20 protein-coding genes and 1 tRNA gene are annotated in these 23,132 nt (G+C 68.2%); 8 read left to right on the top strand and 13 right to left on the bottom strand.

The genetic code is table 11. The features are described from left to right. Window positions 1-35: 35 nt before the first annotated feature. Window positions 36-815, top strand: a complete 780-nt coding sequence (locus ACKTSN_RS28035) for a hypothetical protein (RefSeq protein ID WP_409474936.1) — start codon at window positions 36-38, stop codon at window positions 813-815. A 179-nt stretch (window positions 816-994) separates the two neighbouring features. On the opposite strand, the gene ACKTSN_RS28030 is transcribed toward ACKTSN_RS28035, so the two are convergent. Then, complete coding sequence (locus tag ACKTSN_RS28030) at window positions 995-1,306, bottom strand: hypothetical protein (RefSeq protein ID WP_409471643.1); 312 nt, start codon at window positions 1,304-1,306, stop codon at window positions 995-997. Window positions 1,307-1,409: 103 nt separating this feature from the next. On the opposite strand from ACKTSN_RS28030, the gene ACKTSN_RS28025 reads away from it, so the two are divergent. Next, window positions 1,410-1,637 carry a DUF4287 domain-containing protein gene (locus ACKTSN_RS28025; protein ID WP_129799881.1) on the top strand — a complete coding sequence of 76 codons (228 nt, stop codon included), beginning with the start codon at window positions 1,410-1,412 and terminating at the stop codon, window positions 1,635-1,637. A 102-nt stretch (window positions 1,638-1,739) separates the two neighbouring features. On the opposite strand, the gene ACKTSN_RS28020 is transcribed toward ACKTSN_RS28025, so the two are convergent. From ACKTSN_RS28020 to ACKTSN_RS28005, 4 genes are all read right to left on the bottom strand, one after another. Then, on the bottom strand, window positions 1,740-2,639 hold the full coding sequence (locus tag ACKTSN_RS28020; RefSeq protein ID WP_409471642.1) for a Bax inhibitor-1/YccA family protein: 900 nt from the start codon (window positions 2,637-2,639) through the stop codon (window positions 1,740-1,742). Window positions 2,640-2,842: 203 nt separating this feature from the next. After that, window positions 2,843-4,018, bottom strand: coding sequence for a 4-hydroxybenzoate 3-monooxygenase (locus ACKTSN_RS28015; protein ID WP_409471641.1), 1,176 nt, complete (start codon window positions 4,016-4,018; stop codon window positions 2,843-2,845). A gap of 194 nt (window positions 4,019-4,212) precedes the next feature. Continuing rightward, window positions 4,213-4,701 (bottom strand): DoxX family protein, encoded by a 489-nt coding sequence (locus tag ACKTSN_RS28010; protein ID WP_409471640.1) that lies wholly within the window; start codon window positions 4,699-4,701, stop codon window positions 4,213-4,215. 257 nt (window positions 4,702-4,958) lie between these two features. Further along, window positions 4,959-5,041: transfer RNA gene (locus tag ACKTSN_RS28005), tRNA-Leu, on the bottom strand. 435 nt (window positions 5,042-5,476) lie between these two features. On the opposite strand from ACKTSN_RS28005, the gene ACKTSN_RS28000 reads away from it, so the two are divergent. Together ACKTSN_RS28000 and ACKTSN_RS27995 are read left to right on the top strand one after the other, a co-directional pair. Beyond that, on the top strand, window positions 5,477-6,247 hold the full coding sequence (locus tag ACKTSN_RS28000) for an ABC transporter ATP-binding protein (protein ID WP_409471639.1): 771 nt from the start codon (window positions 5,477-5,479) through the stop codon (window positions 6,245-6,247). Window positions 6,248-6,284: 37 nt separating this feature from the next. After that, window positions 6,285-8,813, top strand: coding sequence for an ABC transporter permease (locus ACKTSN_RS27995; RefSeq protein WP_409471638.1), 2,529 nt, complete (start codon window positions 6,285-6,287; stop codon window positions 8,811-8,813). Window positions 8,814-8,883: 70 nt separating this feature from the next. Here the strand turns inward: ACKTSN_RS27995 and ACKTSN_RS27990 are convergent, their stop codons facing one another. The 4 genes from ACKTSN_RS27990 to ACKTSN_RS27975 form a co-directional block, all read right to left on the bottom strand. Next, window positions 8,884-10,176: a class I SAM-dependent methyltransferase gene (locus ACKTSN_RS27990; RefSeq protein ID WP_409471637.1), complete on the bottom strand. Its 1,293-nt coding sequence runs from the start codon at window positions 10,174-10,176 to the stop codon at window positions 8,884-8,886. 120 nt (window positions 10,177-10,296) lie between these two features. Further along, complete coding sequence (locus ACKTSN_RS27985) at window positions 10,297-10,914, bottom strand: Uma2 family endonuclease (RefSeq protein WP_409471636.1); 618 nt, start codon at window positions 10,912-10,914, stop codon at window positions 10,297-10,299. Window positions 10,915-11,040: 126 nt separating this feature from the next. Beyond that, window positions 11,041-11,832 carry an ATP-binding protein gene (locus ACKTSN_RS27980; protein WP_409471635.1) on the bottom strand — a complete coding sequence of 264 codons (792 nt, stop codon included), beginning with the start codon at window positions 11,830-11,832 and terminating at the stop codon, window positions 11,041-11,043. After that, a complete protein-coding gene (locus ACKTSN_RS27975; RefSeq protein WP_409471634.1) occupies window positions 11,829-12,167 on the bottom strand; it encodes a hypothetical protein in 339 nt (112 codons plus the stop codon). Before ACKTSN_RS27975 ends, ACKTSN_RS27980 begins: the two co-directional genes overlap by 4 nt. 208 nt (window positions 12,168-12,375) lie before the next feature. Here ACKTSN_RS27975 and ACKTSN_RS27970 point away from each other — a divergent pair, with 208 nt between their 5' ends. The 4 genes from ACKTSN_RS27970 (at window position 12,376) to ACKTSN_RS27955 (ending at window position 16,611) form a co-directional block, all read left to right on the top strand. Then, complete coding sequence (locus ACKTSN_RS27970) at window positions 12,376-13,248, top strand: helix-turn-helix domain-containing protein (RefSeq protein ID WP_409471633.1); 873 nt, start codon at window positions 12,376-12,378, stop codon at window positions 13,246-13,248. Further along, window positions 13,245-13,454 (top strand): DUF397 domain-containing protein, encoded by a 210-nt coding sequence (locus ACKTSN_RS27965; RefSeq protein WP_409471632.1) that lies wholly within the window; start codon window positions 13,245-13,247, stop codon window positions 13,452-13,454. Before ACKTSN_RS27970 ends, ACKTSN_RS27965 begins: the two co-directional genes overlap by 4 nt. A gap of 301 nt (window positions 13,455-13,755) precedes the next feature. Continuing rightward, window positions 13,756-14,094: a hypothetical protein gene (locus tag ACKTSN_RS27960; RefSeq protein ID WP_409471631.1), complete on the top strand. Its 339-nt coding sequence runs from the start codon at window positions 13,756-13,758 to the stop codon at window positions 14,092-14,094. Window positions 14,095-15,222: 1,128 nt separating this feature from the next. After that, the gene (locus ACKTSN_RS27955) at window positions 15,223-16,611 is read left to right on the top strand and encodes an IS1380 family transposase (protein ID WP_409471630.1); all 1,389 of its coding nucleotides are present in this window, start codon (window positions 15,223-15,225) and stop codon (window positions 16,609-16,611) included. A 252-nt stretch (window positions 16,612-16,863) separates the two neighbouring features. Here ACKTSN_RS27955 and ACKTSN_RS27950 read toward each other — a convergent pair whose 3' ends face one another. From ACKTSN_RS27950 to mycP, 4 genes are all read right to left on the bottom strand, one after another. Continuing rightward, complete coding sequence (locus ACKTSN_RS27950) at window positions 16,864-17,514, bottom strand: hypothetical protein (RefSeq protein WP_409471629.1); 651 nt, start codon at window positions 17,512-17,514, stop codon at window positions 16,864-16,866. A gap of 3 nt (window positions 17,515-17,517) precedes the next feature. Further along, window positions 17,518-19,806, bottom strand: coding sequence for a hypothetical protein (locus ACKTSN_RS27945; RefSeq protein WP_409471628.1), 2,289 nt, complete (start codon window positions 19,804-19,806; stop codon window positions 17,518-17,520). Window positions 19,807-19,816: 10 nt separating this feature from the next. Next, window positions 19,817-20,287, bottom strand: coding sequence for a hypothetical protein (locus tag ACKTSN_RS27940; protein WP_409471627.1), 471 nt, complete (start codon window positions 20,285-20,287; stop codon window positions 19,817-19,819). Between the two features lie 163 nt (window positions 20,288-20,450). Next, a complete protein-coding gene (mycP, locus tag ACKTSN_RS27935) occupies window positions 20,451-21,785 on the bottom strand; it encodes a type VII secretion-associated serine protease mycosin (protein WP_409471626.1) in 1,335 nt (444 codons plus the stop codon). Window positions 21,786-23,132: the final 1,347 nt, after the last annotated feature.

Genomic DNA, 23,132 nt, shown 5'->3' with positions numbered 1-23,132 from the left:
GTCGACTTTGAACCGGGAGTACGTCAGTGAGCCCCATGCCGATCGCCTTGCTGGTCACCACGGCCGCCACGGGCGCCGTGGGCGTCGCCGTCCTGCGCACCCTCCTGCAGCTGCGCCGCCAGGTCGCGAACCTGCACGCCGAGCTCGCTGAGGGCCGCGCCGCCGTGCGCACCCTCGTGCCCGCCGCCCGCACGGCCGCCGATGCCGACGAGATACGCGCGGCCGTGGCCGAGGCGCTGGCCGAGGAGCGGGAGCGGGAGCTGGCCGAGGCGCGCGCCTTCTGGGCCGCCCAGGAGGCGCGTGACGTCTCCGACGCACCGTCGCTGCTGGGCCTGACGGACAGCGACCTCTTCCTTCCGCGACAGGCCGATTTCGCGGCCCTGGAGCCGCTGGAGCCGGTGTCCGAGCCGAGCCCCGAAGGCGACGAGTTCGCCGGAGAGTCCCCGGAGCTGGCCGCTGCCCGCCGCCGCCACCCCTCTCACCCGGACTTCACGCCGACCGCCTCACCGGTCGTGAACGACCATGAGCGCACGGTCGAAACCCTCGAGGAACTGGCCGCATCCCGCGTCGAACTGACCGACGTCCGCCCCGGCCCGCTGGGCACCCTCGACGTCTACGTCTTCGCCAACGGCACGACCCTGTGCATGACTCCCGGCCACCGCGAAACCGCCGACCGCCTGGCGGCAGCGCTGCGCTCGGGCGAGACCCCGTTCCTGCTCGGCGGCTCCGGCATCTCGGGCGCGTACACCCTGACGTTCGCGTGCGGCGAGGAGAACGTCTACATCCTGGCGGACAGGGTCATGGCGTCTTTCTGAGTCCGGCCAGGGCCTGAGTCCGGCCAGGGCCTGAGGACGCCGGGCACGGGGAGCGCCCCATTGGGGGCGCGGGGCTGCGTCGACATGCGGCTCCGCCGCGATGGGGGTCCCCCGCTCGAGCGAAGCCGAGAGTGGGGGGGAGCGATCAACCACAACGGCCCCGCACCCGCCAACCAGCCTCACACCCCCGCCCGCTTCTGCGCCTCCCCCACCACCCGCACCGCCTCCTCCACCTCAGCCTCACTCGTCAGCACAACGGCCAAGTCCCGCCCCGCAACGGTGATCTGATCCGCGGCCGCGAACATCCCCGCGTCCGGCATCTCCCGAGGCTCCACCCCGGGCGCCTCCAACTCCTGCGTCCACCGGGCCAACGCCCGGGCCAGCGCCAGCGCCTCCGCGGCAGCGCCCCGCTGCAACCGGCTCTGCGGCGCCGCCCTCAACCGATCAGCAAATTGGTCCACCGCACCGATCAGACGCGTCGTATCCACCACGCCGCGAGACTACGCGCAGCTCCCGCACTGTTGCCAACGGGCGAACGCTCAGGCACGGTGACCTGAAGGACCGGCTTACACCCGATTGCGTCCGGAGGCGCCGATGTCCCAAGTCTTCTCCGAGGAGACCCATCGCAATCTGCTCGCTCGTATCCCCCACTGCACCGGTCGTGAAGTGGCCGACTGGCTGCGCACCGTCGAAGAAGGCCCCGCTCTCCGGTTCGAGGAGAAGGTCAGCTGGCTGCGCCACGAGCACAATCTCGCGTACGGCCACGCCAAGGCGATCATTCACGAGTACGACCTGAGGAGGGCCGCGCGCAAACTGCTCTGAGCGCGCACCACCGTCAACACACCGGACACGACGAAGGGCTCCGGGAGGGGAACCCGGGGCCCTTTCACCTGTGCGCGCTCACCGCGGAGCGCGCCGCGTCGATCAGTCGTCGCCGCTGAAGATGGCGACCAGCCGCAGCATCTCGACGTAGATCCACACCAGGGTCATGGTCAGGCCGAACGCGGCCAGCCAGGCCTCCTTGCGGGGCGCGCCGTAGGCGATGCCGTCCTGGATCTGCTTGAAGTCGAGGGTCAGGAAGAACGCGCCGAGCACGATCGCGATGATGCCGACGATCGCACCGAGCGGGCCCATGCTGCGCAGTCCGCCGTCCTCGGCGACGCCGAACGCGACGAGCAGCAGGTTGACCGCCATGACCAGGACGAAGGCGATGGCGATGGCCATGCCGATGCGGGCGTAGCGCGCGGTGACGCGGATCCAGCCTGCCTTGTAGATGAGCAGCGTCGCGGCCGAGACCGCCATGGTGCCGAGCACGGCCTGGAAGGGCGCGCCGGACCACTGGCTGTTGTACATCTCGCTGATCACGCCGAGGAAGACGCCCTCGAAGGCGGCGTACGACAGGATCAGTGCGGGCGAGGCGGTGCGCTTGAACGACTGGACCATCGCCAGGACGAAGGCGATGAGCGCGGCACCGATCGCCAGGCCGAAGCTGCTGGACGACACCGGCAGCACGGCCCAGGCGAGCACGGCACCGACGACGACCGTGCCCAGCGTCATCGCCGAGCGCATGACGACGTCGTCCATCGTCATCCGGTCGGTGGTGACCGGTGCCTGCGGCGGCGCGCCGTACTGAAGGTCCTGCTGGGCGTAGGGGTTCTGGGCGTAAGGGTTCTGGGCGTAGGGGTTGCCGGCGCTGGGCTGCGCGTACGGGTTGCCCTGCGTACCCACAGCTGCGCCCCCGGCCTGCGGCGCGGTGTTGAAGCCCGCGTAGCCGTTGTCGCGGCTGAACCCCCGTCGCGAGAAGACCGGGTTGCTGCTCCTCATTTCACTCCTCCATGGCCACCCTGCGTAGCCTTGGCTCAAGAGTAATGGACAGGCAAAGGAATGACCCTAGTGCTTGGGGAGGATCTTTCCCTCCTCGTGCTGGCCAACACGCTAGCCGGGTCCGTGATTCCCGGCAGCGGAGGGCCTCATTCATGACGAACTCGGAACATGGCCGGAACCGGCCGGTGATCACCGGCCGCTGATCAGTCGTGGGGGAAGCCCGTGTACGCCTCGGCGAGGTCGGTCTCGGCGGCGCGGGACGAGGTGATCCGCGCCAGCCGGGCGAGCTGCAGCCGCTCCTCGAAGGACGTGGCGTCGGGTGCCCGGTGCAGGAGCGTCGTCATGTCGTAGCTGAACCGCTCGGCCTGCCAGACCCGGCGCAGACAGGTCTCCGAGTAGGCGTCCAGCAGCTCGGTGGATCCCGTCTCCTTCTCGTACGTCAGGGCCCGCGCGAAGGTGACGACGTCCCCGACGGCCAGGTTGAGCCCCTTGGCGCCGGTCGGCGGCACGATGTGCGCGGCGTCGCCGGCGAGGAAGAGGCGGCCGTGCCGCATCGGCTCGTGGACGAAGGAACGCATCGGCGTGACCGACTTCTGGGTGATGGGCCCGCGGTCCAGGCGCCAGCCGTCGGCGGTCTCGAAGCGCTGCTCCAGCTCCGCCCAGATCTCGTCGTCGCTCCAGTCCTCGGCGTCGGTCCCCTCGGGCACCTGGAGGTAGAGGCGGGAGACGGACGGGGAGCGCATGGACAGCAGAGCGAAGCCGCGGTCGTGGCGGGCGTAGACGAGCTCGTCGTGCGAGGGCGGTACGTCGGCGAGGACACCGAGCCACCCGAACGGGTACGTCCGTTCGAAGACCCGGGACAGGGAGGCCGGCACCGCTGAACGGGAGACACCCCAGAACCCGTCGCAGCCGACGACGTAGTCGCACTCGAGGACGTCCTCGCGCCCCTCGTACCGGAAGCGCACGCACGGCCGCTCGCTCTCGGCCCCCTCGACGGCGAGCGCCTCGGCCTCGAACAGCAACGGACCGCCCTCCTTGAGCTGAAGGGCGATGAGGTCCTTGCAGACCTCGGTCTGGGCGTAGACCATCACGGAGCGCCCGGCGGTCAGGGCGGGAAAGTCGATGCGGTGACGGCGGCGGTCGAAGCGCAGTTCGATGCCGTCGTGCCGCAGCCCCTCCCGGTCCATGCGCTCCGCGGCCCCGGCCGCACGCAGTACGTCCACCGTTCCCTGCTCCAGGATCCCGGCCCGCTGCCGCCGCTCGACGTACGCACGGTCCCGGCTCTCCAGGACGACCGATTCGATACCGGCGTTGTGGAGCAGCCGCGCGAGGAGCAGGCCGGCGGGGCCGGCTCCGATGATGCCGACGGTGGTGCGCATCGGGCGTTCCCTTCGGGTGGGCGTCTTTGCCGCGTCATCCAGACGCTGGTTCGCATAGTGAAAATTACTTCACCATTCTGTTTCATGAGTCTCCGCCCCTGCCCGCCGAGTGTCAACGGTCCCGCGCTGAAAGCCACCGAGGAAAGGAGCAGGAGCCCGCGATGGCCCCTGTGAAAGGAGCAGGGCCGGGAGAGCTACCGCGCCAGAACGACGACGAGAACTCCCCCGACGACACCGAGGACCAGCGCGAACGCCGCCGACAGCCACCCACCGTCCCGCCAGGGGAAGAGCACGTCCAGCGACAGACGCCCCGGGCCCACCGCGGCGATGGTGAGCGCGGCGACGGCAAAGGTCATGGGGTAGGCGAAGGCGGGACCCTCGGCGGACCACAGTGTCTTTTCGGGCGCGACCGCCATCGCGTTGATCAGGACCCCGATCGCGGCCGCCGCGGCGAGCGGGGTCAGCAGGCCGACGGCCAGGCCCAGCCCGCCGAGGACTTCGGAGAGGCCCGCCAGTCCGGCGAAGAAGGCGCCGGGTTCGTAGCCGAGCTCGGCGAAGTACTTGCCCGTGGCGTCCAGGCCCGGCCCGCCGAACCAGCCGAACAGCTTCTGGGCTCCATGGCCCGCCAGGATCAGACCCACTGCCAGGCGCAGCAGGAGTATGCCGACATCGCCCGCGCTCACCCCCCCCCCCCCCGCGGCGCGGGGCGTGCGCTGTTGTCGGCGGAGGTACGCATACGCTCACCGGGCATTCTCATGGTCGGCTCCCTCCACTGGGATGCCGGGCGGCGAACGGCGTCGACGCCTCGGGGGAGCGCGCCGGCTCACACCACCCTCACCACCGATACTCCCCGCTCACCGCCCCGGGTGCAGCCCGACCGGCGTCCGATCATGGGGGAGGGACAGCGGGGGCTCTCGCCCGGACGTCGTGCAGGCGGAAGTGCCCGGAACCGGACTTGAACCGGTACGCCCGCAAGGGGCAGCGAGGTTTAAGCTCGCCGTGTCTGCATTCCACCATCCGGGCAGGCCATGGGCTCCGCATCGAGGTTCCGAGCCTATCGGGACGCTTCCCCCGAACAGCGGAAGCACGGGCCGATGTTGTCTTATTTTATTGACGCCTGAGGGTGCATCAGCACTGGGTAAGCGCCGTCAGCACTTGCCAATAGCCTTGCGTGCGACAGTCGGCCGCGCATGCGGAATGACGGAATTTCACCGCCCGAACGAGGGGGATCCACCCGTTCTCGACAAGGCCTTCGCACTGGGCCTTCGCACCGGCCTTCGCACCGGGCTCGACGCGGCGTCCCCTCGGGGTCGCCCGTCATCCCCAGGTATGACACCGGCACCCACGGCCCGACCGCAGTCTGCCTTCGGAACCGGAACAGGGGGTGACTACAGGGCGCCGTACGGCCGAGACGATGGATCGCATCCCCACACCGTCGTCCGACAGGAGCACCTTTCCGTGACCACCACACCCGTCGCCGACCGGGCCACCGCCGTGGCCGCACGCGCCACGGATCTCTCGAAGATCTACGGACAGGGCGAGACCCAGGTGGTCGCCCTGGACCGGGTCTCCGTCGACTTCCGGCAGGCCGAGTTCACCGCGATCATGGGCCCCTCCGGGTCCGGCAAGTCCACGCTGATGCACTGCGTGGCCGGACTGGACTCCTTCTCCTCCGGTTCGGTGCGCATCGGCGACACCGAGCTGGGCTCCCTGAAGGACAAGCAGCTCACCAAGCTGCGGCGCGACAAGATCGGCTTCATCTTCCAGGCGTTCAACCTGCTGCCGACACTGACCGCCCTGGAGAACATCACCCTCCCGATGGACATCGCGGGCCGCAAGCCGGACAAGCAGTGGCTCGACACCGTCATCGGGATGGTGGGCCTCGCCGACCGGCTGGGTCACCGCCCGTCCCAGCTCTCCGGCGGCCAGCAGCAGCGCGTCGCCGTCGCCCGCGCCCTCGCGTCCCGGCCCGAGATCATCTTCGGTGACGAGCCCACCGGAAACCTCGACTCCCGTTCCGGCGCCGAGGTGCTGGGCTTCCTGCGCAACTCCGTACGGGAGCTGGGCCAGACGGTGGTGATGGTCACCCACGACCCGGTGGCCGCGGCGTATGCGGACCGGGTGGTGTTCCTGGCGGACGGCCGGATCGTGGACGAGGTGTACGGGCCGACGGCGGACTCGGTCCTGGACCGCATGAAGCAGTTCGACGCCAAGGGCCGCACCAGCTGACGCCCCCTCACCCTCCCACTGAGAACTGAGACTTCCCATGTTCCGCACCGCCCTGCGCAACGTACTCGCGCACAAGGCCCGGCTCCTGATGACCGTGCTCGCCGTGATGCTCGGCGTGGCGTTCGTGTCGGGGACGCTGGTCTTCACCAACACCATCTCGGACGCCTACCAGAAGAGCTCCGCCAAGGGCTTCGACCACGTCGACGTGGCCGTGACGGCCGAGGGCCGGGAGGACACCGGTGACACGATCGGCAAGACGCCCGAACTGACCCAGGCCCTCCTCGACGACGCCGCGAAGGTGCCGGGGGCCGCCTCCGCCACCGGTGTCGTGACCGGCTTCACCGCCATCGCCGACAAGGACGGCAAGCTCATCGGCGGCGGCTTCCAGTCGCAGGGCGGCAACTACTGGGGTGACAAGGACCCCCGGTACCCGCTGAAGTCCGGCGCCGCCCCGCACGGCAAGGACGAGATCGCCATCGACTCGGAGACCGCGCGGCGCGCCGGTTACCAGGTGGGCGACAGCCTGCGCCTCTCGGTCGACGGCCCGGTCCTCACCCCGAAGATCACCGGCATCTTCACCACCGACGACGGCAATGTCGCCGCCGGCGGCAGCCTGGCCCTCTTCGACACCGCCACCGCCCAGCAACTGTTCGGCAAGACGGGCACGTACGACGAGATCGACGTGACGGCGAAGGCGGGCGTCACCCAGGCCGCGCTGAAGGCCGAACTCGACAGGGCGCTGCCGAAGGACGTCGTCGAGACCACCACCGGCAAGCAGCTCGCCGACGACCAGGCGGAGATGATCGCCTCGTCGATGAGCGGTCTGAAGCAGGGCCTGCTGGTGTTCGCGGGCATCGCGCTCTTCGTCGGCACGTTCATCATCGCCAACACCTTCACCATGCTGGTCGCCCAGCGCACCAAGGAGCTGGCGCTGCTGCGCGCGGTCGGTGCCTCGCGCAAGCAGGTCACCCGGTCGGTGCTGATCGAGGCGTTCGTGGTGGGCGCGGTCGCCGCCGTGACCGGCCTGATCGCCGGCGTCGGCATCGGCGCCGGACTGCGCTCCCTGATGGGCGCGCTCGACGCCACGGTCCCCGACGGGCCGCTGGTGATCTCTCCCGGCACGATCGGCGCCGCTCTCGCGGTCGGCGTCCTGGTCACCATGCTGGCGGCGTGGCTGCCGGGCCGACGGGCGGCCAAGATCCCGCCGGTCGCGGCGATGAGCAGCGTGCACGCCCAGGCGACCGTGAAGTCGCTGGTGCTGCGCAACACGATCGGCGCCCTGTTCTCCGCGGCCGGCGTCGCCGTGATCCTCGCGGCGACGACGATGAACGGTTCGGACGGCCAGGCCCCGATGGGAATGGGCGCGGTGCTGCTGATCATCGGCGTGTTCATCCTGACCCCGCTGCTGTCCCGCCCGCTGATCGCGGCCGCGGCTCCGGTGCTGCGGATCTTCGGGGTGTCGGGCAAGCTGGCCCGCCAGAACTCGGTGCGCAACCCGCGCCGTACCGCCGCCACCGCCTCCGCCCTGATGATCGGCCTCACCCTGATCACCGGCATGACGGTGATGGCGGGCAGTCTGCAGCAGTCGATCGACAAGATGGCCTCGTCGGCGCTCAGCGCGGACTACGTCGTCTCCATGGCGAACAGCAACACCCTCTCCCCCGACGTCGACCGGAAGCTGAAGGCCACCGACGGCGTCACCGCCACCAGCCCGCTGCGCAACGCGCCCGCGCGCATCGCCGGCGAGACCGAGTACCTCACCGGCGTCACCGGCGGCACGATCGGCGAGCTGACCGAGCTCAAGGTCGACGACGGCAGCTTCAAGGTCGGCGGCACGGACGTCGTCGTGGACGACGACACCGCCACGTCGCACGGCTGGAAGGCCGGCTCGACCTTCACCGCCTCGTTCGAGGACGGCAAGAAGCAGCAGCTGACGGTGGCCGGGGTCTACGAGGGCAACGAGATGATCCGCGGCATCATGCTCGACAACGCGACCCTCACCCCGCATGTGGCGGAGCCGACCGACATGCAGGTGATGGTCAAGACGTCCGACGGCCCGTCCGACGCGACGAAGGACCGGCTGGAGGAGGCCCTCGGCTCCAACCCGGCCATCAAGGTCCAGGACAAGAAGGACATCTCCAACGAGATCGCCCAGATGTTCACGTTGATGCTGAACATGCTGTACGGCCTGCTCGCCATGGCGGTGATCGTCGCGGTCCTCGGTGTCATCAACACCCTGGCCATGTCGGTCTTCGAGCGCTCGCAGGAGATCGGCATGCTCCGCGCGATCGGCCTGGACCGCAAGGGCATCAAGCGGATGGTCCGCCTGGAGTCCCTGGTGATCTCCTTGTTCGGCGGTGTACTCGGCATCGGCCTGGGCGTGTTCTTCGGCTGGGCGGCCGGTGAACTGCTGGCGTCGACGATGGCGACGTACGAACTGGTCCTGCCGTGGACCCGGATGGCCGTCTTCCTGCTCCTCGCGGCCACGGTCGGTGTCCTGGCGGCCCTGTGGCCGGCCCGCCGCGCGGCCCGCCTGAACATGCTCAGCGCGATCAAGTCCGAATAGCGGTCGAGGATTCGGTACGACGCTGAGGGCCCCGCTTCCTCCGGGAGGCGGGGCCCTTGGGGTCTGTCCGTCAGGCGTTCCAGGTACGCGCCCGCAGCGGCATCCCGGAGGCGCCGGACTCGGGCGTTCTGACCGCCAGCACCTGGTTGACGCCGATGCGGTTGCGTTCGAAGGACAGCGCGGACGCCGCCATGTACAGCTGCCATACGCGGGCGCGACCGGGGCTGGTCAGCTTGACCGCGCGCGTCCAGTCGGCCTCCAGGTTGGCGACCCAGCGGCGCAGGGTGAGGGCGTAGTGCTCCCGGATCGACTCGACGTCCCGCACCTCGAAGCCGGCCCGCTCTAGCTGGGTGACGGTGCTGCCGATGGGCTGGAGCTCGCCGTCCGGGAAGACGTAGGAGTCGATGAACTCGTCCACGTGGTAGGTCGACTCCTCGCGCTGCGGGCGGCGGGCGATCTGGTGGTTGAGCAGCCGGCCGCCCGGCTTGAGGAGGCGGTGCAGGACGTCGGCGTACTCCAGATAGCGCTGGGCGCCGACGTGCTCGGCCATGCCGATGGACGAGATCGCGTCGTACGGCCCGTCGCCGACGTCCCGGTAGTCCTGCACCCGGATCTCGACCATGTCGGTGAGCCCCTCGTCGGCGACACGCTTACGGGCGTACGCCGCCTGCTCCTGCGACAGCGTGATGCCGACGACGCTCACGTCGTGCTCGCGGGCGGCGTGGATGGCCATGGAGCCCCAGCCGCAGCCGACGTCGAGAAGCCGCTGACCCGGCTTCAGGGCGAGCTTGCGGCAGATGAGTTCGAGCTTGTCGCGCTGGGCCTGTTCGAGCGTGCTGCCGGCGTCCTCCCAATAGGCGCACGAGTAGACCATGGACGGGCCCAGCACGAGCTCGTAGAAGTCGTTGCCGACGTCGTAGTGGTGGCTGATGGCCCGCCTGTCGCTGCGCCGGGTGTGCAGATGACGGCGTCTGCGGACCTCCTCCCGGGGCGGGGCGGGCGGCAACGCGGGCCCGGCCAGCCGCACCAGGCCGCGGACGGCGGCGCGCACCTCGGGTTCGCGCAGCGCCTCACGGAGACCGCGGGCGTCCTCATCGCGCTCCCAGATCAGCCCGGCGAGCAGGCCGAGGGCGGTGTACAGGTCACCGTCCACATCGACGTCCCCGGCGACCCAGGCGCGGGCGAGTCCGAGTTCGCCCGGTTTCCACAACAGCCGGCGCAGGGCCCGCCGGTTACGTACGACGATCACCGGCGCGCCCGGCGGGCCCGCCTGCGTACCGTCCCAGGCGCGGATGCGCACCGGGATCGGAGTTCCCAGCACCTGTTCGAGCAGCCCCTTCAGCCGCGGCGCGGCGTCAGCCATGGCGCACACCTCCGTGACGGTCATCCCGGAATGTCCAACACCACGTAAACATCTGTGGGGCTTGCTGGCAGTCCCCCACGCGCGTTACGGCTGAGCAAACCCCTGTCAGGGGGTGAGTTGTCAGAGTTCCCTGAGAGCGTCCAGGGTGATGTCGATGTCGATGTCGTACGGCGCACTGAGCTTGAGCAGGTCGCGGTGAGTGCCGGTCAGGTCGTAGGTCTTGGACACGGGGTCGAGTTCATAGGTTCGGACCACGGGATGCTTGTTCGCACCCCCCAGCTCGACGAGCCAGTAGTGCGGGATGCCCGCGGCGGCGTACTTGTGGGGCTTGGTGTCGCGATCACGGGCTTCGGAGTCCGGGGAAACGACCTCGACGGCGAGCAGGACGTCGGCGGCCTGGAAGCGAGTCTGTTCCAGGTCGTCGACGACGGCCTCGGTGCGAACGACGGAGAGGTCGGGCTCGGGGCCGTTGCGGCGGTCGAGGACGACGGTCATCTCGCGCTCGACCTTCAGTTCCTTCGGGACCGTCCGACGCAGGCCGTTCAGCAGCAGTTCGATCATCTTGGCGTGAAAGCGGCGCTGCGGACTCACGAAGACCAGGCTCCCGTCGATCAGCTCGGTGTGCGGCGGGAGGTCGGGCAACGTGAACAGATCGTCCACGGTGTATCCGTCCCGGGGCGGCACCGGCCAGCGGCAGCCGGGCTCGGAGGTCGGCTCGGCGAGGGGCTCGGCGGTCATGATTCCTCCCATGGGCGGATTCTCGGCCTGCCCGTCCACGGTAGCCGCCGGAATCGATGATCGTCATCACAAAGAGTGACGTCAGGACTCTTCGGGCTCCTGGGCAGGCCCACGTCCTTGGCACGGTCATCCGGCAGCCTCCGCACCAGCGACGACGACATCGGCCCAGACGGTCAGCCCCCTACCCGCCCGCCGCGTTCCCCACCGGCCGGCCAGTGCGTCGGTGATCAGCAGTCCGCGGCCGTGCTCCTGCTCCAGGCCTGGCAGCCCTGCCGTGCCCGGGGACGGCATCGGCGAGTACCCCTTGCCCTCGTCGGTGACGCTGATCGTGACCATCCGGGAGGTGAGAGCACAGGTGACCGTGATGGTGTCGCTGTCGGTGTGCTCCAACGCGTTGGCGACGAGCTCTCCGGTGATCGTTTCCAGATCGTCCGTCGTACCGGCCGGCAGACCCCACGACCGGGCCGTCTCGCGTACGTAGCGCCGGGCGGCGCTTGCGGAGGTGAGGTCGCGACCGCGGAGTGTGAGCAGACCGAATGCGCGGGATTCGGTGGGGCTGTGCGCCAGGGCGTCGTAAAGGACAGTCGGCAACGACGCGGAGGCCGGCCAGCCCCCTCGGGCCCGCCGATCCCTGGCGAGCAGGGCACCCCGCGATACGGCGATGAGCAACACGTCCTGGAGCGCGTCCGCCAACTGATCGGCGAGACCGGCGAATTCCGCGCCACCACGTGAGCCACACCCAGGAAGCACCTCACGCGCACGCCCCAGCAGTCGCTCCGCGAGCCCGAGCTGCACGTCCTCGATCCGGTCGGCGAGCCGGGAGGCGGGGCCGCCGTCGCCGTCCGTGAGCAGCAGACAGGGCTGACCGTGTGCGCCGGTCCAGGGCAGGAGTCGTACGCGGTCCGCTTCCTCACTCATGACGCCGCTCCCAGTACGGCGTGGATGTCACAGGTGTCGAGGTCGACGCCGTACGTGGCGCACCAGAGGGTGTCGCGGCGCAGGCGCTGGAGGCGGGCCTTCTCCTCGCGCTCGTGGGCGGTGAGGTAGGGGCGGACGAGCGGGCTTTCCGCGCCGTCGATGGGGGTGTACCAGCGGCGGACGGTGGGGGCGGGGATGGGGCGAGGCGGCGCGGGTCGCTCGTACTGCGGGAGGGACGGAAGCCGCACCACCGGCAGCCGATCCGCCCGGTGCCGGCCCGAGACCGTGGCGACTCTCCGCAGCCAACGAGCCATGCGCTCCATGTAGCTGATCACGTCCTCAACTCCTCGAAGAGCGATCGAAACAGTTGAGGGAAGCCTGTCATGGGAATCCCATAGCTGGATCTACCGTAGAGGGAGTTCATCAATGTGGGTGACGAGCTTCGGATCCACGTCCGATTGGCCGAAGCAGCCCATAAAGTCAGGCGCCGTTGGCTTGCGGAAGGGGCCGAAAGGATCGGTTCCAGGGGAGGGGATCAGCGACATGACCGCTACGCAGACGGGACCAGCCGGCCGCATGCAGATCGCGCGAGGGCTGATCGCACTGCGCGAGCGATGCAGGCTGACCCAGACTCAAGTGGCGCAGAAGGCAGGCGTCAGCACCACAACAGTCAGCAGGTACGAAACGTGGCAGGACCGCGCCCGCATCCGGTGGGCCACGGTCAAGGCCTTGGCTGACGCCTGCGAGGCAACGCCCCAGGAATGCGAGGCCCTCGTAGCCATCGCCAAGTCACAAGCCGACGGCTGGTGGGTGGGCAACAACGCGGTGCCGGAGTGGATGGACCCGCTCGTCTCCTTCGAGTACGCAGCCGCGTACGAGCACGTGTTCGCGAACTCGGTGATTCCCGGTTTGCTTCAGACGAAGGAGTACGCCCTCGCCGTCCACCAGGCGCGCGAAGTGCGCAGCTCGAACGAGGACATCGAGCGGATGGTGGACGCACGCGTGCAGCGCCAGAGCATCCTACGGCGCGACCCGGCCCTGCATCTGTGGGTGGTCCTGGACGAGGCAGTCCTACGCAGGGCCGTAGGCGACACGGAGGTCATGATTCAGCAGCTCGTGCACCTCAACGAGGCAGCCAAGAGCCCCAACATCGACGTCCAGATCCTGCCGTTCAGCGCCGGAGCCCATGCTGCGGGAGCCAGCCATTTCGTGGTCCTGGGGCGGGACGACGAGCGGGAGCCCTTGAACTCGATGGCGGTCGTGTACATCGAGATGCGCCGCCGCGGGCTGTACCTCGATGACGCGGAGGACGTGAGTGCCTATAAGTTGACGTTCGACTACCTTCGTTCCCAAGCCCTGGACACGACCGCCTCATCGCGGCTGATCACCAGAGCACGACAGGAGCTGTCCTCATGACCGGCATAGCAACTCCATTGACTGAGCTGATGGTTGCGACATGGCGCAAGAGCAGCCATAGCGGCGGCGAAGGCAACGAGTGCGTCGAAATCGCCACCCTCCGAACCCAAGTGGCCATACGTGACTCGAAAGTTACACACGGGGCCACACTCGTCGTCTCGGCCGATGCCTTTGCCGCGTTCGTCGAAGGCGTCACACGGAGGTAGCAGCTCTTCGAGATTGAGTGGTGGAGCCGTCTCACGATGCGCATCACATGTGAGCCAGCCTCGGCGGCTCCCGGAGCCACTCGCCGTCGGCCATAGGAGCACGAACAAGAGCACGGCGCAGGCCAGGGGTCCAAGTAGCGCAAGTCAGGCCGATCTGGTGAGACTCTGGAAGCCCAGGCGAAGTAGAGCGCGATCAGGACGATGGCAGCGACGCCGAACTGGCCTCTATGGGTAGTCGGCGAAGGCCTGATGAGTAGTCGCACTCATGTCGTCATCCGGTTGCCGACCACAAGCTGGATCCGTGAACGTCACCCGGAACGTCAAACCCCGCGATCTGGCCGACTGGCCAGGCTGGCGTTGTCCCGCCCTGGTCTTCTGGAGCTGGGCGGCGCTGCTCACGTTCGGCCCTGTCCTTCTCGTGGCTGTTCTGTCCGTCGCCTGGGCGCAGCCACTGACGGCGGTAATCCCGTCGGCGAAGGTCACCGTGATCCAGGTCGGCCTCGCTGCGGCTGTATTGATCCCCCTCTACTTCGCCCCCTGCGTCCGCCGCCTCGCCAGTCCTGCCCGGTTCGCACTGCTGGGGCCCCTGGCCTTGGCCATCGTCCTGGCCGTGCGCATTTGTATCGGTCCCCACGTTTGAGCTGCGTTGCCCAAGGCTGATCTGTGGCCCGGATGCGATATGGGGGCTGCCCGGCGCCGCCCGCCGGCGGGAGCCCCGCCGCCGCCGACCCCGGCTTTTCTCCGCCGCTGCCCAGGCCCCGTTCCGACAGGTCACGCGTCCGGTCGAACGGCATCAGACGCGAGGGCCGCCTCGGCCTGAACTTGATCCGCTCTGAACTGGTCGAGGATTCCCTGGATCTCCGCTCTGGTGCCCACGATCTCCCGAGCATGCGGCTCGTTGATGCGGTCACCGTGGACCTGCGCCTCCAGCGCGCTGGCCCCGTAGATCTGCTGATCTAGAAAGATTTCCGAGTAAGCGTCCGGGTGCTGCCCGATCGAGCTCAGGCGAGTGCTCGAGCGTCATTCCGGCGAAGAGTCCGGCATGACGGAAGGCGGTGGCGGAGGCGGAGGTGGAGGTGGAGGTGGATAGGGCGGCCGGGGCGGGATCCGGGGCCCGGGCGTGGTCACCGGTGGAGGCGGCTGGGGTTCCAACGACCTCCGGGGGCGGGGTGCCGACTGCCGCGGTGTGAGGGGTGGGGCCGGAGACGGCGGCGGGGGCGGAGGCGGCTCCACCTCAGGCAGCACCGGGCCGCCCGCCCGCAGCCGTTCGATGGTCTGCTCGGCTCGGCGGCGGGCGTCAGGGGCGTCGTCACGTTCGTAGAAGCAGGGGACATCCCCGCGGCGGAGAGTACCGGTGGAGAGTGGCCGGTAGCCGAGCGCGTGAGCGATCTCCACCATGCGGCGAGCCTTCTCGGCGTCGACGTGGCCGAACCGCAGGTGGACACGGCCACGGCCGTCGAAGTGCGCGACTATCTCCTCGTCCTTCACGGCTCCCCGCTCGCCTCAGTCGTCCTCATAGCGCGGCAGTTCCTTCGGAAAGTCGCGAGGGTCCCGGCATCGGCCCAACTTGTACTCATGTTGGGCGAGTTGGTAGGAAAAATTGGTCACAGCTTGGCGCAGTGCTGCTCCGGAGACCCTTCCCTCTCCGCCTGGATCCACCGCGTCATAGTCGGTCTGTGGGCGACGGAATAAGAAGAGGTGCCCGCTGACCTGGGATGATGGGAGTTCCTACGCCCTCATCAGTCCCACGAAGCAAGGCACCTCGTAAGTGAAAGTTTCCCACAGCCCGGCGACGCTGTTCGCCACGTTCGACGACCCGGACCTGATCGCGCATGCCGGGCTGATCCCGACGATCCGGCTGGCCGAACGGTGCGGTCTGCCCCGGTTGGTGGCCGAGAAGGTGAAGCTCACCGGCGCGAAGAACGGTGCCGGTACGGCAGCCGACGCGAAGGCCCTGTCGATCGTGGGCGGCATGATCGCCGGGGCGGACAGCATCGACGATCTGGACGTGCTGCGGCACGGTGGCCTGTCCCGCTTGTTCGGCGGCGTGCGCGCCCCGTCCACGCTGGGGTCGTTCCTGCGCGCCTTCACCTGGGGTCACGTACGCCAACTCGAGTCCGCGGTACGGGCGTTCACCTGCAATCTTGCGGCACACACCGGCCTGGTCCCCAAACGGGACGAGGTGGTGTTCGTCGACATCGACTCCAAGGTCAAGCAGGTCTACGGGCCGGCCAAGCAAGGCGCCGCCTTCGGCTACACCAAGCAGCGCGGCCTGCACTTCCAGATCGTCACCGTCAAGACCGCAACCTGCGCTCCGGTCATCGTCGCCACCCGGCTACGCAAGGGCTCGGCAGGCTCCGGCAAGGGCGCGGCGAGCTTGCTGCGCGAGGCCCTCGCCACGGTCCGGGCGATGGGCATCACCGCGAAGATCATCGTGCGTGCGGACTCGGCGTACTTCTCCCACAAGGTGGTGGACGTGTGCCGGAAGGCGGGCGCGCACTTCTCGCTGGCCGTGGCGGTGAAGAAGACGATCCGCGAGGCGATCGCGGGCATGGACGAGTCCGCCTGGACACCGGTCAAGTACACCAGTGCGGTGTGGGACGCCGCCGAGGAACGCTGGATCTCCGACGCCGAGATCGCCGAGGGCCCGTTCACCGCGTTCACCAGCAAGAAGAAGGCGTTCCACACCACCGCCCGGCTGATCGTGCGCCGCGTGAAACGGCTGAACCCCAAGAGCGTGCCCGAGGGGCAGGCCGAGCTGTTCGGCGTCTGGCGCCACCACGTCATCTTCACCGACAGCCCGTTCGTCCTGGCCCAGGCCGAACCCATGCACCGCGAACACGCCGTTGTGGAACAGGTCTTCGCCGACCTGGAAGACTCCGCGCTCGCCCACCTGCCCTCGGGCAAGTTCACCGCGAACGCCGCCTGGCTCACCCTCGCAGCCACCGCCTACAACCTCACCCGCGCCGCCGGCCACCTCGCCTCCGCCTTCCACGCCAGGGCACGCACCGGCACCATCCGCCGCCACCTGATCAACATCCCCGCCCGGATCGCCACCGGCGCCCGCCGCATCACCCTCCACCTGCCCCAACTCTGGTGCTGGGCAGCCGACTTCACAGACCTGTGGACAGCGACCGGACAACGCATGGTCACCTGACCCACACGACCACCCTGCCCGCCCACGACCCGAAAGACCCTCGGAGACCCCGCACCGGACGGCCACCCGGCAATCGCCGCTGCCCGCACCCCGAAGAAACACCCGGAACCGCCCGACACCCGTGATCAGAATTCACGCGGTGGATCCAGGCTCCGACCACACCGGCCTCGGCAACGATCGCGCAGGACTTGTGTGCGTCGCTGGCCTGGACTCCGCGGGGGACGCAAGGGACAAAAGGACGACCGCATACGATCAGCGGTCGATCTTCAAGTCGCTCGGAATGTTGGGATTGTTGAGACACTTCAACTCAACGCGCAGCGACTGGGCCAGGCTGACGACCATCCGTTCGTGAAGTGCGGACGACACCTTGGCCGTTCCCACGCGAACTCTGATCTCGAGAGGTATCCGGTCCTGTTGTGCGCTTACGGCCCCACTGACCCTGCACGGAAAGATGACATCGGTGTCCCAGGTCTGACCGCTTGAAGAGTCGTCGATGTAGACGTCGCCGCCGGAGTGACGCCAGGGCGACGAAGACGACTGGACCGCTGTGAGGGTGTCCTTGGCCCATTCCACAGTCGAAGTGAACTGCGTGGCTCCCGAGAGATTGCAGGGTGCGTACTCCTTGAGCGAATAGTACTTCGCGGTCGGGGTCCACTCGACTACTTCTTCGGTCAGCTCTTTCCGTAGATCGTCCACGGAAAGCGCTTTGTTCGTGAAGCGTAGATCGTCTGCGCCGAGCGCGTCGCGCAGCGACGTCATGTTCTTGGAGCCGAACAGGATATCGCAAGCCTTCCATTGGATCGGCGAGCTTTCACGCAAGGAAGGTTCATCAGAACATCCGGTCAGAAAAGCGAGCGTTGCCATCGTCCCGCACCACGCCAGCCAGCTGGATTTCAAACGCATTCCTTAGCCCACCTTCTCCAGATCTCCCGCCAGCGCTCTCCCGTCATAGTAGGAACCCGCGATCTGTGGCTGTAGCTCCCGCATGTCGTCTTGGCTCATACCAATGGTCTGGCCGTAGTTTTGCACAGGTACCCAAGCGCCCCGCTCGCCGATTTCACGGACGGTCTGCGTGGCCCGGAGGGCGTCAGCATCGTTGTTCCACTCGTTGTCCTTCAGATACTGGAGGGTGTGTGTGCCGTAAGCGGTGTTGGCTGCTCCGCCGGCGGTCTCCATCACCAGCGGAACCGCGGTGGCGGCCACCAATCCGGCCGCAGGGCCGAGGACCACGGCCGACCCCACACCCACGACTGCGGCGACCGAGCCACTGACGGCGAACTTGCGCCATTCGCCCTGCTTTTCGAGATCCAGATTGTGCTGATCCTCGACGCCCTTGAACTCTGACCGAATCTCAAGTTCCCGGGTTGCGTCGAGAATTCCATGGACCTTGGATGCGTTGTGCGCAAAGGCGAGGCCGGAGCCCTTGTCGCCCTCGTGGACCGCCAGGCCACTGGCCTCGTAGACCTGCTGAGCGGCTGACAAGGTCTGATATCCCTCCTCGTCGCGCGCGACGAGCATCATGAAATTCCGGCTGGCTGTTTCGCCGAAATCCTTGCGCGGGCTTCCGTCACTGCTGTTCCCGAAGATCTCGCCGCGTCCCAGGGCTTCACCGGAGCCGCCAAAATTATAGGTCGAGTAATTCAGGTCGTCGATATAGGCAGCCCCCATACGCGCCAAGCTGTCCTTCATAATGTCATGCGGTCCGTCCGCTACGGTGACGTTGTACCGCTCGATGACGCGCGCCATGATGCCCTGGGTCGTCTCGTCCCGGTGCAGCTCCGGTGGGCCCGCGTCCCAGGCGTCGCCGGTAACCGCCGCCTCCAGCGCGTGCCCGAGGGCATCGGGGCCCATCTCGCGTGCATGCTTGGCCTCGTCACTACCGAGGTGAACGAGGCTGTCCGGGGCCCACTCAAAGTCCTTCTTGTTCAGCTCATCGAAATAGTCGTAGCCGAGCGAGGCGTTCTTGTTGGCCGTGCCGTCCTCCCTGTACACGGTCGGCTCATCAGTGAAGAACTTCTTCGCGGCCTCCGGGCTGTGTCCGAGCCCTTCCAACACGCTCGTCAGCGGGTCGTAGCCCGCGCCGTTCTTTCCTGATGGGTTGAAGCCCCAGTCGAGGTCGGATCCGGGGGCCGTGGGCTTGTTGCCCATGAACCGGTAGGGGTCCTTGTGATGCAGCTGGACGACGTGCTCGGCGATGGGATTGATGAACCGCGCGTCATAGTTGCCGTAGCGCAGGATTCCGCCCAGGAGCTGATAGCCGTACGGCGCGCTGCTCCCACCGGGATAGAGCTGGATCTGCTGCGTGCCCAGCTTGCGGAACTCCGTCGCCCAGCTCCCCGGCAGGTGCGACTTGTTGCCAAGGTCGGTCGCCGAGGCCAGGGCCACACCCATGTTCCGCTGGAGCTGCCGGGTGAGGGCGAGCCGCTCCTTGTCGTCTCCGATCGTGCCGTCCAGCGACATGCGGCCGTAGAACTCCAGGGCGTCCTTTGGGCCTCCGAGCGACTTGTAGAAGTCCGTGGAGAAGTCCGCGTCCTTCGCGTTGAACCTCATGATGGAGTTCAGCTCCATGAACTGCTTGTCACTCATCGTCGGTCCGAGCTTCGCGAGTTCCGCGGCGCGCTCGACCTGGGCCTCGTCGAGGGAGTCGTAGGAGCTGTGCCCGGCGTTGTGCGGGTCGTTGCCGTGACTCTTGCGCAGTGCACGCGCCACCGACGCGTCGACCTCGGAGGCATGGGCGAGGATCCGGTTGATCCGATTCTCCAGCTCCTGCTTGGCGTCGAGCTGTTCCTGCGTGCGCTCGCCGCTGTCGCCCCGGATGTGCACGAAGATGCACCGCACCGTGCCATCGCCGATGTCCTCGACACGGGCACCGAGGTTCGGTACGTCCACCTGGATGGCGGTCTTGATCTGCTTCTGGAGCGAAACGAGTTCCGTGTGGGCGTCGTCCAGAACCCGACAGATGCTGTTCGCCTCGGTGTGGAGGTCCGCGATCTCCTTCGCCGTCTTGGTGACGAAGCCGCGCGTCAAGGTGGCGTTCACCCCGGCCCACCGCGCCTTGTCCGACTTGGCCTGCATGCCCTCGCTGGCGCTCTTCGCCGCGGTCTTGAGGCCGTCGACGCTCTTCTTCCAGTCGGAGACGGCAGTGCCGAGTCTGTCGAGGTCTACCTCGACCAGATCCACGTACTTGATGGCCATCGGTCCACCCCTACTCGAAGTACTTGCTGATCTCGGACACGGTTATGGCAGAGCCGTCACGGCGGCGGACCAAGGCCGCGATGTCGGCATCGTCGGCGGCGTGCCGCTTCTTGGAGTAGTCGAGGTGGTTGGAAATGTGCGCGCACGCCTGGAGAACCGTCTTGGCCTGGGATGTCCAGACTTCGACGGTCAGCTCCAGGGCGCCGCCCATCTCGAAACCGTGTGATTTCAGAGAGGCGGCGGCCTGCATCGTGGAGCCGGCGCCGTCCTTGTTCATGCCGGCGCCGGCGATATCCGTGTCCTTGCTGAGGTCGTTGTAGAGGAGGAACGCGTCGTGGCCGACGGCGCCGAGGTCGTCCTGGTTCGCCACCAGTTCGCCGCCGCCCCCGCCTCCATCCGCGGAGAGCTGGTTGAGCTGCATCTGCGTCGACCGTCTCTCCGCCGCGCCGGCCTTCAGCTGTTCCCACTCCTCCCACGCCATGCGCGGAGCCTCCCCTGTGTCCTGTGTATCGCGTGTCTGTGGTGCCTGGCGTGCTGGGCGGTCGTGCACGTGCCGGTTACAGCCGGATGATCTGGGAGCACGCTACCCGCCCTTTGCTCAGCTTCGCTCCGTGAGCGGTGCTTCGGTGTCCAGGAAGCCGCACTCAGAAGCCGCCCGGTCCCCGGTCCCGGGGACCGACCTGGTCCGATGTGCCAGCTGAGGGTCCAAATTCCATTGGATTATAAGGAAATTGGCCAGAACCTGCCGCCAACAGTGGTGGTCCGGCCGACCTTCGGCGCCTGAGTGCCACCGCGGTTGCTGCGATCGCGGCGCCCAGCAGGACGGCGGCCCCGATGCCCATCGCGAGCCAGGGCACCCCATCGTCGTCGTCAGGCTTGGCCACCTCCATGCCTGGGTCGACATTCCGTGAGGCACCCGACGTCCCGGCGCTGGCTGCCTCTGGAGACGGTGACGCCGACGCTGCCTTGAGGTCCGGAAGCGGATACACATCGGCCGGTCCCGGATCGCCCGGGTCCTGCAGTGCGATGCGCGGGCGGACGATGCCATACCCGATGGAGTCGTTGCGCTTGGCACCGTCCGTGGGGGCGCCGATGGTGTTGAGCATGACGCGGAGGACCTGGTTATTGGACCAGTTCTCGTGCTTGGACCAGATGAGGGCGGCGCTGGCGGAAGCGATAGCGGTGGCATCGCTGGTGCCGTTGGTCTTGCAAAGACCCGTCTCGCCGCCGCAGGCGTGGACCATGTCTTTGCCGGGTGCCGCCATGTCCACTCGGGAGCCTTGCTGGGATTCAGCGGTCCTACGGAGGTCTCTACCGACGGCTGCAACACCCACAATCCCTGGTACGGCTGCCGGATAACCGATGTCGTAGCCCTTTGCTCCGTCGTTGCCCACGGCAGCGAAGATCAAAGATCCCTTGTCCAGCGCGTGTCGGACCGCCGCGTTCAAATCCGGCGAATCACTTCCGCCGTTCATCGAGATGTTGATGACCTGGGCCCCAGAGTCTGCCGCGTAGCGGATTGCCTTACTCAAGTACGCAGATGTCTCAAAGGGGCTGATATCGACGGTGCCGGGCAGCCGAATCGGAAGGATCTTGGCTCCGGGAGCGAGGCCGAACGCACCTTTGCCGCCTCCGTAGGCGCCAGTGCCTGCGATGAGCCCAGCCATACCCGTGCCATGGCCGTCGAAGTCGGTGTGCTCATCCCCGGGACGGCGCGACGCGTAGTCCTTGCCGTCCAATACGCGTCCCACCAGGTCGGGATTACTCGGGTCCACGCCAGTGTCGATCACGGCCACCGTGATGCCCTCGCCCGTGCTGGTCTGCCACATCTGCTCGGCCTTCATGGCATCCAGGTGCCACTGCTGCTCACGGGTCGTCTCCGCGTGGGCCGGAGCCCCCGCGACACCTACCAGCAGCACGCCGAGAGCCGCCGATGCCGCAGCCGTGCGACGCCCATACCGCGTACCGCCGATGAGCATGTGATTCCCTTTCGCTTGCCACCATCAGTCGACGACTGGCGGCACGATGCGACGTCCGTCGCTCTGCCGCCAGGTCTCCTCGTCTTCTGTCGCAACGCGGTGCTGCCCGCTCCTGTTGCCCGTCCGGGACGAAGTCGGCGGGCTGCTGGGAGCGGCACCGTTGCGGTCTTCACCGGTACGCGCACCGGATGGCACCCCACCTGCGATGCCGCCTCGGGCAGCGCCACCGCTCCCTGTCCTGCCCGAACCGACTGGTCCGACGGAATGCGCTCCCGCACGGCCCGCCTGCTGCTGCGGGCTGCCGCCCACGACTCCGCTGTACGGAAGAGCTCCGCCGTGCGGAGCGACGGCCCGGCGGCCGGGACTTTGTGCCGGCGGGCCCATCGCGCGTCCGGCAGGTCCGCCGGTGCCGGGGACCGCGCCCATGGGCCCACGAGCAGCCGCGCCGCTCTCGCTGCCGACGACCAAGCCGCGCGAAATGGCTTCGGTCGGTCTACCCACGGACGGAGCAACCGGGCGACCGCCGACGATGTCCTGACCGCCTGGTGCACCCGGCACGCCAGGTACACGTCCGGAGGCCGGGGCAGGTGCAGGGGGTACGCCTGGCACGCGTCCAGGGTTGGGGACTGTGGGGCTGGTGCCAGGCAGCTGGGTCCGTCCAGTCGCCACAGCGCGTCCTGGTCCGGTCGGAAGGGCCGGGGCCCGGCCCCTGGTGCTGCTGTCGCCGAGTGCGGGAGGAAGCAATCCGGTCGGCGACGGCGCTCCGCCATCGGCACGAGCCGGTCCAGGCGGGGTGGCCGTCGGACTCGCAGGGGTCCGCGGTGCCTCCGGCAGGGTGGTCACGGAGTCAATGCCCATCTGCGTCTGGGCCGGAGCCGGAGTGTCCGGCAGCATGGAGCGCTGAGGCGGCGTGGCCTGATGCGATGAGGCACCCGCCCCACTTCCGCCGACTGCGCTCACGTACGTCGCAGAGCCAGCACCACCTGCGGCCGAAGCGTCCTGACTCGCACCACCTGGCCGGGCCAGACTCTCCGAGCTGACACCGTCGTTCTTCGGCACAAGCGCCCCCGGCGGCGGCGGAAACTTGGGCCTCTCCAACGCGTTCATCTGCGTGGCCGACCACGCATACGTCTGCCCCAGCTTCCGCATCTGCGCCGCCGCCTGCTGCCGGACCTCCTCCCTGTGCGCCGCGAGCGCCGCCAGCTCCCGCTCGGACTTGGCCGCCACTGCCGACGCATCGGGGTCGTTGCGCGCCGCACGCGCCGTGTCCAGGTTCGCCGTGGCACTCCCGGCGTCGCGCGGAATCGACGCCTGCGCCTGGGCGATCGCCCCCGAAGTCTGGCTCAG

Source organism: Streptomyces flavusporus (genome assembly GCF_046267975.1).
GTDB lineage: Bacteria > Actinomycetota > Actinomycetes > Streptomycetales > Streptomycetaceae > Streptomyces > Streptomyces flavusporus.
This window is presented reverse-complemented; position numbering and strand designations above follow the sequence as displayed.

What these genes read in the sequence shown, in the direction of transcription:
- ACKTSN_RS27985 (WP_409471636.1), bottom strand. Translation starts at nt 10,914, where the DNA reads ATGACCGCCGAGCCCCTCGCCGAGCCGACCTCCGAGCCCGGCTGCCGC.
- ACKTSN_RS28025 (WP_129799881.1), top strand. Translation starts at nt 1,410, where the DNA reads ATGTCCCAAGTCTTCTCCGAGGAGACCCATCGCAATCTGCTCGCTCGT.
- ACKTSN_RS27945 (WP_409471628.1), bottom strand. Translation starts at nt 19,806, where the DNA reads ATGGCCATCAAGTACGTGGATCTGGTCGAGGTAGACCTCGACAGACTC.
- ACKTSN_RS27995 (WP_409471638.1), top strand. Translation starts at nt 6,285, where the DNA reads ATGTTCCGCACCGCCCTGCGCAACGTACTCGCGCACAAGGCCCGGCTC.
- ACKTSN_RS27990 (WP_409471637.1), bottom strand. Translation starts at nt 10,176, where the DNA reads ATGGCTGACGCCGCGCCGCGGCTGAAGGGGCTGCTCGAACAGGTGCTG.
- ACKTSN_RS27980 (WP_409471635.1), bottom strand. Translation starts at nt 11,832, where the DNA reads ATGAGTGAGGAAGCGGACCGCGTACGACTCCTGCCCTGGACCGGCGCA.
- mycP (WP_409471626.1), bottom strand. Translation starts at nt 21,785, where the DNA reads ATGCTCATCGGCGGTACGCGGTATGGGCGTCGCACGGCTGCGGCATCG.
- ACKTSN_RS28035 (WP_409474936.1), top strand. Translation starts at nt 36, where the DNA reads ATGCCGATCGCCTTGCTGGTCACCACGGCCGCCACGGGCGCCGTGGGC.
- ACKTSN_RS28015 (WP_409471641.1), bottom strand. Translation starts at nt 4,018, where the DNA reads ATGCGCACCACCGTCGGCATCATCGGAGCCGGCCCCGCCGGCCTGCTC.
- ACKTSN_RS27950 (WP_409471629.1), bottom strand. Translation starts at nt 17,514, where the DNA reads ATGCGTTTGAAATCCAGCTGGCTGGCGTGGTGCGGGACGATGGCAACG.
- ACKTSN_RS28020 (WP_409471642.1), bottom strand. Translation starts at nt 2,639, where the DNA reads ATGAGGAGCAGCAACCCGGTCTTCTCGCGACGGGGGTTCAGCCGCGAC.
- ACKTSN_RS27940 (WP_409471627.1), bottom strand. Translation starts at nt 20,287, where the DNA reads ATGGCGTGGGAGGAGTGGGAACAGCTGAAGGCCGGCGCGGCGGAGAGA.
- ACKTSN_RS27965 (WP_409471632.1), top strand. Translation starts at nt 13,245, where the DNA reads ATGACCGGCATAGCAACTCCATTGACTGAGCTGATGGTTGCGACATGG.
- ACKTSN_RS27970 (WP_409471633.1), top strand. Translation starts at nt 12,376, where the DNA reads ATGACCGCTACGCAGACGGGACCAGCCGGCCGCATGCAGATCGCGCGA.